Annotated in this window: 12 protein-coding genes; 11 read left to right on the forward strand and 1 reads right to left on the reverse strand. The window is 42.0% G+C overall.

Annotated elements, in window-relative coordinates; genetic code table 11:
* The 9 genes from K2Q26_14215 to K2Q26_14255 form a co-directional block, all read left to right on the forward strand.
* Positions 1-303 (forward strand): hypothetical protein (locus K2Q26_14215; GenBank protein ID MBY0316675.1); only part of this gene is annotated, 303 nt, incomplete at its 5' end.
* 65 nt (positions 304-368) lie between these two features.
* Complete coding sequence (gmd, locus tag K2Q26_14220) at positions 369-1,334, forward strand: GDP-mannose 4,6-dehydratase (GenBank protein ID MBY0316676.1); 966 nt, start codon at positions 369-371, stop codon at positions 1,332-1,334.
* A gap of 1 nt (position 1,335) precedes the next feature.
* Complete coding sequence (locus K2Q26_14225; GenBank protein ID MBY0316677.1) at positions 1,336-2,241, forward strand: NAD(P)-dependent oxidoreductase; 906 nt, start codon at positions 1,336-1,338, stop codon at positions 2,239-2,241.
* An 8-nt stretch (positions 2,242-2,249) separates the two neighbouring features.
* The gene (locus tag K2Q26_14230) at positions 2,250-3,140 is read left to right on the forward strand and encodes an FkbM family methyltransferase (protein MBY0316678.1); all 891 of its coding nucleotides are present in this window, start codon (positions 2,250-2,252) and stop codon (positions 3,138-3,140) included.
* 424 nt (positions 3,141-3,564) lie between these two features.
* Entirely contained in the window at positions 3,565-4,263 is a 699-nt protein-coding gene (locus K2Q26_14235; GenBank protein MBY0316679.1) for an SDR family oxidoreductase, read from the forward strand.
* Between the two features lie 149 nt (positions 4,264-4,412).
* Positions 4,413-5,600, forward strand: coding sequence for a fatty acid--CoA ligase family protein (locus tag K2Q26_14240; GenBank protein ID MBY0316680.1), 1,188 nt, complete (start codon positions 4,413-4,415; stop codon positions 5,598-5,600).
* The gene (locus K2Q26_14245; protein MBY0316681.1) at positions 5,600-6,229 is read left to right on the forward strand and encodes a hypothetical protein; all 630 of its coding nucleotides are present in this window, start codon (positions 5,600-5,602) and stop codon (positions 6,227-6,229) included. The genes K2Q26_14240 and K2Q26_14245 overlap by 1 nt, the downstream gene beginning before the upstream one ends.
* Positions 6,226-7,326, forward strand: coding sequence for a DegT/DnrJ/EryC1/StrS family aminotransferase (locus K2Q26_14250; GenBank protein ID MBY0316682.1), 1,101 nt, complete (start codon positions 6,226-6,228; stop codon positions 7,324-7,326). Before K2Q26_14245 ends, K2Q26_14250 begins: the two co-directional genes overlap by 4 nt.
* Before the next feature lie 9 nt (positions 7,327-7,335).
* Positions 7,336-10,014, forward strand: coding sequence for a hypothetical protein (locus K2Q26_14255; protein MBY0316683.1), 2,679 nt, complete (start codon positions 7,336-7,338; stop codon positions 10,012-10,014).
* Here K2Q26_14255 and K2Q26_14260 read toward each other — a convergent pair.
* Positions 9,989-10,375, reverse strand: a complete 387-nt coding sequence (locus K2Q26_14260; GenBank protein ID MBY0316684.1) for a GtrA family protein — start codon at positions 10,373-10,375, stop codon at positions 9,989-9,991. The two genes, K2Q26_14255 and K2Q26_14260, sit on opposite strands and share 26 nt — an antisense overlap.
* A gap of 137 nt (positions 10,376-10,512) precedes the next feature.
* Here K2Q26_14260 and K2Q26_14265 point away from each other — a divergent pair, with 137 nt between their 5' ends.
* Together K2Q26_14265 and K2Q26_14270 are read left to right on the forward strand one after the other, a co-directional pair.
* Positions 10,513-11,454 (forward strand): class II aldolase/adducin family protein, encoded by a 942-nt coding sequence (locus K2Q26_14265; protein MBY0316685.1) that lies wholly within the window; start codon positions 10,513-10,515, stop codon positions 11,452-11,454.
* A gap of 68 nt (positions 11,455-11,522) precedes the next feature.
* Positions 11,523-12,366: NTP transferase domain-containing protein (locus tag K2Q26_14270; protein MBY0316686.1), on the forward strand; the 844-nt coding region annotated here is incomplete at its 3' end.

Raw genomic sequence — 12,366 nt, forward strand, 5'->3', positions numbered from 1 at the left:
GAGGACTTTTTACTATGGCTCCAGCTTTTAAAGCAGACTCCTTACATTTATGGCGTGCCCGAGGTTTTGGGAAGTTACCGGGTCCTAATGAGATCACGCTCCCGTAATAAATGGAAGGCTGCAAAATACCGATGGCATACTTTGCGGGACTGCGAGCAGATTTCCGTTCCCAAAGCGGTGTTTTACTTTTCGCATTACACTGCGAATTCGATGGTGCGTTTATTTAAGGGACGGTTTAATCGACTCAATGGCGTGATTATTTCCGTGTTCCTTGTGACGCCGCAGACCACTACCAAATCCTAAATTCACTTGTTTTCACACGCTCTTAGTGTCATCTATCATACACTGAAAAAATAGAGGTGGGATTCATGAAACGCGCATTAATCACTGGAATAACTGGTCAAGACGGCTCCTATTTGGCCGAACTCTTGTTAGGCAAGGGCTACAAAGTCTACGGTCTTGTTCGTCGCTCGAGCAATCCGGTCACGGACCGCATTAAAGATATTTTACCTAAGGTAGAACTTCTTCCTGGCGATCTTTTGGATCAAGTTTCATTACTTGAGGCGGTGGAACAGTCTAATCCTGACGAGGTTTACAACCTCGCGGCGCAGAGCTTTGTGCAGACCTCCTGGAACCAGCCGGTATTGACTGCAGACTTTACCGCGGTGGGCGTGACCAAACTCCTCGAAGCCGTAAGGCGCGCGGCCCCTAAAGCACGATTCTATCAAGCCTCTTCCAGCGAAATGTACGGTAAAGTTCAGGCGGTTCCGCAAGACGAGAACACGTCGTTTTATCCTCGCTCTCCTTATGGAGTGGCTAAGCTCTATGGCCACTGGATCACAATTAACTATCGTGAATCTTTCAATATGCACGCCACCAGCGGGATATTGTTCAATCACGAAAGCCCTCGCCGAGGATTTGAATTCGTCACTCGCAAAATCACCCATCAAGTGGCAATGATCAAGCATGGACTCGCGACGGAATTGCGTTTAGGCAACATGGATGCAAAGCGGGATTGGGGATTTGCAGGAGATTACGTGGAAGCCATGTGGCTCATGCTTCAGCAGGATAAAGCGGACGACTATGTGATCGCGACGAACGAAACTCATACTGTTAAAGAATTCGTGGAGTTAGCTTTTGAACGTGCGGATCTCGACTGGCAAAAATATGTAAAAATCGATGAGCGCTTTATGCGTCCAGCAGAAGTGGATCTTCTTATCGGGGATTATGCGAAAGCAAAAAAAGATCTCGGCTGGGAACCTAAGACCTCATTCAAACAGCTTGTGCACATGATGGTCGATTCGGATATTCAATTAGTTAAAGCCATGAACTAAGATGAGAGTGTTATTCACTGGTGGCAATGGGTTCATCGGTCGCCATCTGCAGAAAAAACTTCAGCAGGAAAATATAGAGGTGGTAGCTCCGGTCATCGACCTGCTGGAGACTGACAAGTGGCGTAACACTATCGAATCGACCGACTTCGATGTTTTTGTCCATCTCGCGGGCATGAGTTCTGTGCCCGAATGTGAAAAACAAGTTACCAATACTTTTAGAATTAATGTCGAGTCCACCTATCACCTGGCTTCGATGGTTGCTGAAATTCAGCCAAAGGCCCATTTTATTTTTCCGAGCACTGGCCAGATCTACGATGTGTCTTATAGCTCTGAGGAAGGTCATATTTACTCCGAACAGGATAAAATCGCACCTCGGAATCTGTACGCCCTTAGTAAATATTTGGCCGAAGAATCTCTTAGAACTCTTGTTAAAAACAAAAAATTGAAAACCACTGTTCTCAGAATTTTTACGCACATCCATAAGTCTCAACGACCCGATTTCTTTTTAGCGTCGGTTTATCAGCAGCTCCTCCTCGCCAAAAGCGAGGGAAGAAGGAAGGCGGATGTTGTCGTTGGAAATATTAACATCGAGAGAGATTTTGGAGTCATTCAGGATTTGATATCGGCCTTAGCCCTATTGATTCATCGTGGGCCGGCGCATGCGCATGAAATGAACGTCTTTCAAATTTCGTCAGGAACTAGCAAGAATCTCAAAAGCCTCATCGAGACCCTCGCTGCAAAAATGGACATGGTTGTCGATTGCAAGGTTGACGAAAAATTGTTTCGAGGGAACGAGCCTAAGGTGATTAACGCATCATATGATAAGTTTCGGGCTGTTTACGGATGGAAACCAAAGCAGTCGAAATCTGAAGAGATTTTAATAACCGCTTTCTTAGAAAATCTGTGAGGAGTTAAATGCGCTATTTTGGACAGTTTGAACCACCCGTTGATAAGTTCATTTATGAAAGGTACTTTAAGTATCTGGATCGTAAGGGAAGTTTTATTGAATGTGGTGCGTTTGATGGAATTTCCGAATCCTCATGTTATATTTTTGAAGCTTTGCTTGGCTGGAGTGCGATTAATGTCGAGCCTTCGCCGATACCGTATCAGACGTTGAAGCTCAATAGACCAAATTCGATCAATATAAATAAAGCCTTATCGAATCGTAGAGGTCAGCTGACATTTAAATTGGCTATTCATCCCACCCTTAATCATGCTTTCGGAAACAGTTCACTATCACATAGTGATGCCCATCTGCGTGAACTGGAGGGGTCCGGGTGTACGTTCGAAAACATTCTTGTGGAGACGGTGACCTATGATGACTTAATCACTGAAGTAAAATTAAAAAGCCTCGATCTATTCGTTCTTGATGTCGAAGGTCATGAGATCAATGTGTTAGAAAGCATGCGTGATTCGCGATTAGGAATCTTTCCTACGGTATTTGTTGTAGAGCACGGTCATTTAGGGGTCGAAAAGCTTCGCGAAATAATTGAACCGCTAGGATACTTATACGATGTGAGTTCCCACGTGAATTCCTACTTTGTCAGAACTGAGGCGGGAGGCCATGTGCTTCGGTCTATGTCTGACCACGATTCACAGTTATTATTGGAGTCTGGGATTAAGGATCTAACCTCTAAATTCGATAAATTGATGGGTAATCTAATACTGGAGAGGGATTCTTTGAGAACAGAAATTATAATGATTAAGAGTTCGCCGTCTTGGAAGTTAACAATTCCCCTAAGATTCTGTAAAAAGGTCTTTAAAAGTATCATTCGTAAGATCCTTCGTGTTGACGCACCTCAATAGAGACGGTGTTTTTTGAGAACTCTGGTGTCGTTACTCTCTCTTGGATTCATTAGATTAGTTGATCTTTTTAAAGGGAGAATGATACACAAGCATATGAAATTAAAGGGGATTGAAGATGGATGTTAGAACGGTCTACGACACAATTATTGTTCCAGCTATTAATGAGATAAATCAAGGTGCCGCGTCGACAAGGCAAATCGAATTAAACGAAAGCACTCGCTTAATTGGCGAGGGTTCAAAGATAGATTCCCTGGGACTAGTTACTTTAATCGTTGCCATTGAGGAGCATGCGTATAACCAAACAAAGAAACAGATTACAGTGGCTTCGGAAAAGGCAGTCGCAAGAACTTCTAGTCCTTTTAGAACTGTGCAGTCTCTAACATCTTATGTACATGAACTAATAAACGAAAAGGTTTAGTGCTTTATGGGAACGATTTTGATTACTGGATGCTCTAAAGGCATTGGAAGATATTTGACGGAACAGTATTGTAATCAAGGTCACAAAGTAATTGGCGTCAGCAGATCTGTTTGCGATTTTGCGCATTCGCAATTCCTCCACTTTGTTTGTGATGTTTCCGATGAAAGCTCTGTCATTGAAACAATTTTAAAAATCCGGTTAACTGAACCAGAAGGCATCGATGTCTTGATAAACAATGCAGGTATTGCATCGATGAATCATGTATTACTCACTCCTTCGTCCACCCTACATAAGCTTTTTAGCACTAACGTTTATGGAACCTTTTTCTTTTCTAGAGAAGCTGCAAAATTAATGAAAAAACGCAAACGGGCTCGGATAATTAACTTTTCAACCGTAGCGGTTCCTCTCAGTCTTGAGGGTGAAGCAGTATATGCGGCATCAAAAAGTGCTGTGGAGACTCTTACCAAAATCATGGCAAAAGAACTTGCAGGTTTTTCTATTACAGTAAATGCCGTTGGTCCAACACCAATCGAAACTGACTTGATAAAGAATGTTCCCAAAAATAAACTTGAGGATTTACTTAAATCACAAGCAATTCGGAGATTCGGTACGTTTGCAGATGTAAAGAATGTTATTGATTTTTACATGAGCGATCAGTCAGATTTTATAACTGGCCAGGTGATCTATCTTGGAGGTGTAAGCTGATTGAATTTTTAATCGAAGTATTTCGACAGAACTCAAATAGAGAATGCGTTGTTTTTAATGATCGCATATTTCTCTATTCCGATCTGCTAGCAGGTATTCAGACCGCTCAGTCAAAATTAGATGAACTTGGATTAGGCCCCGGTGATGTTGTGACAATTGAGGGTGATTACAATCCACTTTCGATCGCTTTTTTACTTGCGACCATAGAGCGAAAAGGCGTCGCAGTCCCTTTAACAGAGTCTGTAAAGGCTAAAAAAGACGAGTTTAAGCGGATAGCCCAGGTCAATGTGGAAGTTAAGATATCTCAAGATGGGGAGTTGATTTCCTTGCATCGCAATGAGCGCCCTGTTACGCACGAGATCTTGATAGATTTGAAGTCTAAAGAGCATCCGGGTTTGATTCTTTTCTCGTCAGGCTCGACGGGAGCAAGTAAGGCTGCCGTGCATGATATGGTCCCCTTCCTGGAGAAGTTTAAGGTAAGGCGGCATTCAAAGCGCGCTATCTCATTTCTATTATTTGATCACATTGGCGGATTGAACACATTATTTTATGCTCTTTCTAACGGCGGTACTGTGATTACTGTTTCAGATCGTTCGCCAAATGTTGTGCTTGAAGCAATTCAAAAGCATAGAGTTGAAGTTTTACCAACATCACCGACATTTTTGAATCTTCTTCTGCTGAGTGAAAGTTTGGAAACATATGACCTTTCCAGCTTAAAGTTGATCACTTATGGGACGGAAATGATGCCTGAGTCTACATTAACTAGGATTCGGGAAACTCTACCAAAAGTAGAGTTATTGCAGACTTATGGACTGTCTGAAGTGGGAATACTGCGGTCTAAATCTGAATCTTCAGACTCCCTTTGGGTCAAAATAGGTGGAGAAGGATACGAAACTAGAGTGCGGGATAACATGTTAGAGATTAAGGCGAAGTCTGCAATGCTTGGTTATTTGAACGCACCCTCTCCTTTTACCGAAGACGGCTGGTTCATCACAAAAGATTTAGTTGAGACTAAGGGTGAGTATTTTAAATTTTTAGGACGGCAGTCCGACGTAATAAATATTGGTGGAGAAAAAGTCTATCCTGCAGAGATTGAAAGTGAAATTATATCGTTTCCTCAAGTCATCGATGTGATCGTGCATTCGGAGAAGAATGCAATTGCGGGTAATATTGTTGTGGCAAAAGTTTGTTTGAAGCCCGGGACTGATGAGAGCGCGTTTAAAATACAGCTAAGAAGAGACCTTCTTATGCGTTTACCCTCTTATAAGGTTCCACAAAAGTTATTGTTTTTTAAGGAGCCGTTTCATACCGAACGGTTTAAAAGAAGTAGGTCCTAATGCGACTCATTATTATTGGTGCAGGCGGTTTTGGTAGGGAAGTTTTTCAGTGGGCTACTGACCAATATTCAGCTGAAGCTATCAAGGGCTTCTTAAGTCCAAATGCATCTGATCTTGATGGGTTTAGAATTGATAAACCGATTCTGGGAACTGAAGATACCTACGAATTTCAGTCTGAGGACCGATTTATTTTAGCCGTAGGCTCTCCAAAAATTAGAAAAAATATTTCAGACAAAATTTTGAGTCGCGGTGGAAAGTTTATTAATCTTATTCACCCGACGGCGGTCGTGAGTCAACTTGCGACAATTGGTGAGGGTGTAATTATTTGTCCTTTCGCACTTGTGAGCCCTAATGCAAATATTGAGGATTTCTCCGTCCTAAACTTTTATTGTTCAGTGGCTCATGATGCTACGCTAGGGAAATACTCGGTGATGTCTCCCTATTCAACACTCAACGGAAATTCACAAACCTTCGAGGGGGTTTTTCTGGGAACGGGAGTGTCGCTTGCTCCGAGAGTGGAGATCGGAGCGTGGTCGAAGATAAGCGCTGGGCTGGCTGTCGTATCCAGTGTGGGCGATAATACTTTGGCCCCACCGAATAAAATTAAAATTATGAGGGGTCTTTTATGAAAATTCCTGTAGCAAAACCTTCCTTGTCTGGAAACGAACGAAAGTATGTTTTGGAGTGTATTGAAACTGAATGGATTTCCTCTAATGGGAAATATATAGGTAAGTTTGAGGATGCGTTTAGTAAATATGTTGGGGTGAAGCACGCGCTCACATGTTCAAATGGAACAGTCGCATTACATTTACCTCTGATGGCAATGGGAGTAGGGCCTGGAGATGAAGTTATCGTTCCCACGCTTACCTATATTGCCACGGCGAATGTCGTCAAATATGTCGGAGCCAATTTAGTTTTGGCGGATTGCGATCCATTGAATTGGACCGTCACTGCAAAAGACATCGAGGCGAAGATTACGACTAAAACGAAGGCAATTATTATCGTTCATCTTTATGGCCATCCGGTGGATATGGATCCGATTATGGATCTTGCAAGGAAACACAATATCTACGTTATTGAAGACTGCGCGGAGTCTCTTGGCGCTACTTATAAGGATCGACCCACTGGCTGTATTGGGCATGTAGGTACCTTTAGCTTTTTTGGGAACAAAACTATTACTACAGGTGAAGGTGGAATGGTTACCACGAACGATGACGATCTCGCTGCAAAAATGCGCATGCTTAAAGGGCAGGGTATGGATCCTAGTAAACGTTACTGGCATCCCATTGTTGGTTATAATTATAGAATGACGAATATACAGGCGGCAATTGGTCTGGCCCAGCTTGAAAGAATAGGCTGGCATCTTGAGCAGCGCCGTCGAGTCGCAGGTACCTACTCAAAAGAGCTTATGGCACGTGATTTACCATTAGCAGTTCAGAGAGAATCGGAGAATATTTACCATTCTTATTGGATGTTTTCCGTCGTACTAGAGAGCGGTGTCAGGGTCAGTCGTGACGAGTTAATTATGGAAATGGACAAAAATGGCGTGGAAACTAGGCCTATATTCTATCCTATGCACATTATGCCACCCCATTTATCGTCTGAAAAATTTCCGGTTGCAGAAAAAATTGCATCCAATGGATTGAATCTGCCAACTTTTTCGGAGTTAACGAATGAGCAGATAAAAATTGTCGTGGATACATTAGAGTCTATTGTACGGAAATAGAAAGTTAGAATGAGACTACTGTACGCACTTGCACATCCAACCTTAAGAACAATCGATATAAATATGTTGATGGATGGCGGATTCGAGGTTATCCCGTCTTTTTGTCATATTAATTTTCGAGGAAAATACCGGCTAGATCCGCGCGAGTCCGATAATCCTATGACCGAAATAAATCGGCGGTGGAGAGCGGAGTGCTCAATCCCTGAAGAGGACCTTTTTAAGATTAGATTGACGGATTTTTATAAGGTTTCGGATACTCCGTTTACGATGCCCGAAGGACGTTCAAGAGTTGAAATAAGTACTTTTGATCAGGCGGGATCGGTAACTCCCGAACAAGCGATTTTAATCAACAAATATATTGATGTTATCGTCGTTCAAAGTTTCCCCAACGTTGTTCCGGGAATTTTAAAGTGGTTTAAAGGGGTAGTGGTATTCAGAATTTTTGGCAATGAGCGACCTGATTTTAGTGTGTGGACCTGGTACAAAAACTATCTTTACAATAAGGATTCGATTGCATTTGAAATCCATCGCGATCGTTACATATCTCTATCTGTGTTCAATGGAATAATTGAGACTGAGCAAAAGTCAATCTTAGGAAAGCAACCGTTAGTATTGATTGCTGCGGTGATGGAAGGAATCCGAGATCAGGTGGGGGGGCTGCGTTGGGAGGGGAAACTATCGTTACCTGCGGTGGTGACAAATATATCATACATAGATATTTCCCCGAGCTGGAGAAGTTATTACGAGGATTTTGCGAAAGCTTTTTCTAATCTTGATTTCGCAGTTTTCGGAAAAAACGATCCTAACAATGCCTACTGCAAAAATGACTATCATATCAAACCTCAAATTTCCGACTTCCAAGAATATCTCTCAATGTACTGCAAGTATCGCGTCTTTTGTAACGTTGGAAAATTAAAGCAACACTCTCAGTACACCCCCTTTGAGGCAGCGGCGATGGGTGTTCCCGTATTATTTCTTAGTTCGAGTGCAATCGCTCATGAAGCAAAAAAGTTTTTCTCAGATAAAGAACTAATAGTGATGGGAATGTGTGAAAGTTTGCAAGACATGGCTTTACGAGCGAAAGCTTGTTTGGATGATGTGGAATATGCGATTTCTCTTCGTGATGAACAGATTAAATTATTTCATGTCACATTCGGTGCGGATACTGCTCGAAAGCAGGCTGTAGAGTTTCGAAAGATGTGTGCGAGTTTGCTCGAGTCGAGTCAAGTCACTTCTTCTGTCCTGCCACAGTTGAATTCGGTAAGTGCAGGTAGAAACAAACGTATGTTGTGGGCTTTCTATCATAAGTCCAATCGGTTTGAAGAAGTGCCATTGTGGATCAAAGCAGGATATGAGATTGTTCCTATTCGGATGCCGGCCCATCTCGCAAATTATCAGGGAACATCTTATGATGATGAAAATGACCCTATGTATGTCGATTGGAAAAGCACATGTACCTTGGACCCAAAAATTGTTGAGGTTCTACGCGATATTCCGTTAGTGAAACCCGGATCTCATCTCGACCAGGGCAATATTTCCAGTGAGCAGATCCAGTGGCTCAATAATCATTTTGGTTATATTTACGTTCCCGCATCAGTGAGTATGGCGCTACACCTGCTCGAGGGGGGATATAAGGGGATAATTCTAAACCGATATTATGGTCATTATCATCTAGATAAAAATTTGACTGTGTTATCAAGCGACGTTCACTATCAAGCGTTGCGACTCTTCAATAACTATATTTGGCTTCCGGGAATGAAAAAACTAACGGATGGAGAATCTTCGGCAATTGCTAAGCCAAAATCAATGGTCGATGTATCTTATCTTCACCGAACAGCACAAATATTTGACGATCTCAAGTGGGAAGCAGACTCTAGTGCTGCCCATGTGGTAACAGTGATTTCCATGTTACATACAGAACTTTCTCACTATTATTTTAACTTTTTAAAATATTTCGGACACTTACCATACAAAATACTGGGGAAAAACGACCTAGAAGTACTTCGCTCTCATGAAATTTACGATACCGATGTTGTGGGGGTTATGAATAAGGAAGAAGATGTCTACAGGTTATTTGCTAAAGCTAGGGTTTATATAGAGCCTGGTTTCAATCCTAGACATTCGCATTACACGCCCATAGAAGCGCTTCATATAGGAATTCCGGTTATTTTTCACAGAGACTCTGGATTCGCAAATGAACTTTCAAATTTTTTCGTTGAAGAAGTTTTGTCAAAGAATGGCATGTGCACAACCTGGGAGTCTATGTCAATTTTGGCAGAGAAGTGTCTAATAGATATTGAGTTTGCAAAAAAACTAGCTAACCAGCAAAAAGTATTTATTTCTTTCATCAGCAAGGACAGCGTTGTTGCGCAAATGATAGAAGTTCAACGATTGGCTGACCAAATTAGGAATTCCTACTTTATTTGGGATATTTTTCCGTTCACGATGCTAAGAGTCGCTATTCTTTTTTGCTTACGTTCGTATTATAGAATGAAGCGTGGCTATAACAAGATCTCGCGAGTGATCAAAAGGATTTTCAAGATTTTCAAAGTTATTTATAAGGTCCTGCGTAAAGTTTTTTATTTTTTACTTTTAATTTTAGGAGTGATCGACGATAAAAACCAAGTCCTTCAACGTATTAAAAGTAAACTTATTCAAATCCTTAAGAAGTATAATGTGAGTCTTTAAAGACCCAGAATTTTTGGCCAAAAAAATTGATAATCGTTGATGCGGCGGTAGCCGTAAAAAATGCCAATTGGACAGAGCTTTCACCGAAGATTTGAAGAGTCATATAATTTACCCCCACGTTTACAAGTAAGCTGAACCCGTAAAGTAAGCAGAACCGCATGGAATCGTTATCGGAAACTCTATTTTCTTTAAAGGTGAAGTTTTTATTTGCGTAATAGGAGAAACATGTCCCAGCCAGAAATGAAAAAAACTTCGATGGTGATGGGTGGAATTCCACACTGACCAGAACGGTGTAGGTAAAGAAGTCGACGAGGAATGTTATTGAACCTACGATTAGGAATTTGAATAACTCTTTGTGCATTTGAGATCTTAGATTACCAGCAAGTTGCCATACAGTGTAAGCCTGAGATTTTAACGCAGTGGCTATATAAGTCAGGTCTTAGGCGCAAAAACGGTCAATTACAAGTATGTTATTTTAGTATGGCCAAGAGATTAATAGTGCAAGATTATTTGCAAGCTTTACTTAAAATGAATGAGACGATTAATTCCTATTTGCCCTTTTGGAATCAAGGGCAAGGTGGAAATATTTCCTTAAAATCTGAGTCGATCATAGCGATCAAGCCCACAGGGTTTCGATTAGATCAACTTCGTGGATGGGATGATTTTGCGACTTTAAACTTTTTAGACTTTGCTATTGAACTTAAAAATCTGGCCCAGAGCTCTTCCTCAACCCTGCTTTACGAAAAAGCATATAGCGACCTTATTGCCCAGGCGAGAGATCGATCGGGCTCGGCCCATCGAGCTTCTATGGAGGTCGGATTTCATATTTTTCTTCCGGCGACTTATGTTTGTCACTTTCATCATCTGAACTCGGTTCTCCTTGCGGAGCTCATCGATCAAGGTAATGCAAAAGATTTTTTGATTAAATGGGGCCATGATTTGGCTGTGGTGCCTTACATTCGTCCGGGCTGGGAGCTGACTCAGTATTTTATCAACAACTCAGTGAGAGCACCCATCATTCTTATGCGTAATCATGGTTTGCTTTTGCAGATGAATGGTTTAGCCGACTTTCGGCGCTTTGAAGAGTTTGATAAAGATCTCAAAAAATTTTTAGGTGAGGTCCTAGCGGCCGATCTTCACCAAAAAGAACGCGAAGTGAAAGAGCGCGACATAACCGCGCCGTTTCGATTTTACTTTCCTGATCTTGCGATTTTCGAAGAAAAATTGAAATCTTTTTTAAAGTCTGAAGGCAATGAATTTTCCATGGACTATGATCGGCAGCCGCCACTCGATATGATCGAAAACTGGCAAGCGATAGTTTATTTATCACAGCTGATGCCTCAGTTAAGCACACTCAGCCCCGATGAAGTTGAGGAACTCAAGACAACACCGACAGAGCTCGCCCGAATGCGCGAGATAGCAAAAGGAGTAAAGGCGTGATCAAGCCCTTACAATTACTGATCCCAATGTCTGGCCAGGGTACTCGTTATACGAGAGCCGGTTATAATATGCCTAAACCGTTAATCCCAGTGAATGGCATCCCAATGATCGAGCGGCTTCTCCAGAAGTTTCCTACGGAGTGGCCATGTACGTTTGTACTTGCGGAAAATCACAACCCGACCGAGCTCGAAGTCACGCTTTTAAGACTACGACCCCAATCGAAGATTATTTATGTGCCAGCAAATAGCGAAGGTCCCTCGCGGGCCATTCAAGCCGCGATCGAAAGTTTAGATCACGAACTGCCTGTATTGATTTCCTATTGCGATTACGGTTTAAAGTGGGACCCTTGGGATTTCGCCGATTATGTTAAGAACACAGATTGTGATTCCTGTGTGGTCTCGTACCGAGGATTTCATGCTCATTACATCGGCCCTCAAATGTACGCCTACTCGCGGCTAAAGGGTGAGAGGGTGGTACAGGTCAAGGAAAAGGGAAGCTTTACCGAACAAAGGGAAAATGAATACGCTTCCAACGGGGCTTATTACTTTAAAAAAGTCAGTGATCTAAAATCCGCTCTCGAATATCAAAAGAAGAACGATATTAAAATGAATAATGAGTTTTATACTTCGTTAACAATAGAGGCTCTTTTGCAAATGAAGCCAGAGTCGCAGTGTCGCGTATACGAAGTGGATGCTTTTTATCAATGGGGAACGCCGGAAGATTTAAAGATTTTTGAATATTGGGAAAAAACGTTTAAGAATTTGAATAAATGGGGCGAGGCTATAAAAGAAATTCAGATTCGACAGATACTGATGCCCATGGCTGGATTGGGGTCGCGAATTTCGCAGATCTTATCCCAACCTAAGCCGGTGGTAAAATTGGACGGACAGCCTATGTATCGTCGCGCGCTTG

The organism is Bdellovibrionales bacterium, from assembly GCA_019750295.1.
Lineage (GTDB): Bacteria > Bdellovibrionota > Bdellovibrionia > Bdellovibrionales > JAGQZY01 > JAIEOS01.

Excerpts from the sequence above, each read along its gene's own strand:
- K2Q26_14250 (MBY0316682.1), top strand. The coding sequence starts at position 6,226 with ATGAAAATTCCTGTAGCAAAACCTTCCTTGTCTGGAAACGAACGAAAG.
- K2Q26_14260 (MBY0316684.1), bottom strand. The coding sequence starts at position 10,375 with ATGCACAAAGAGTTATTCAAATTCCTAATCGTAGGTTCAATAACATTC.
- K2Q26_14245 (MBY0316681.1), top strand. The coding sequence starts at position 5,600 with ATGCGACTCATTATTATTGGTGCAGGCGGTTTTGGTAGGGAAGTTTTT.
- gmd (MBY0316676.1), top strand. The coding sequence starts at position 369 with ATGAAACGCGCATTAATCACTGGAATAACTGGTCAAGACGGCTCCTAT.
- K2Q26_14235 (MBY0316679.1), top strand. The coding sequence starts at position 3,565 with ATGGGAACGATTTTGATTACTGGATGCTCTAAAGGCATTGGAAGATAT.
- K2Q26_14225 (MBY0316677.1), top strand. The coding sequence starts at position 1,336 with ATGAGAGTGTTATTCACTGGTGGCAATGGGTTCATCGGTCGCCATCTG.
- K2Q26_14255 (MBY0316683.1), top strand. The coding sequence starts at position 7,336 with ATGAGACTACTGTACGCACTTGCACATCCAACCTTAAGAACAATCGAT.
- K2Q26_14230 (MBY0316678.1), top strand. The coding sequence starts at position 2,250 with ATGCGCTATTTTGGACAGTTTGAACCACCCGTTGATAAGTTCATTTAT.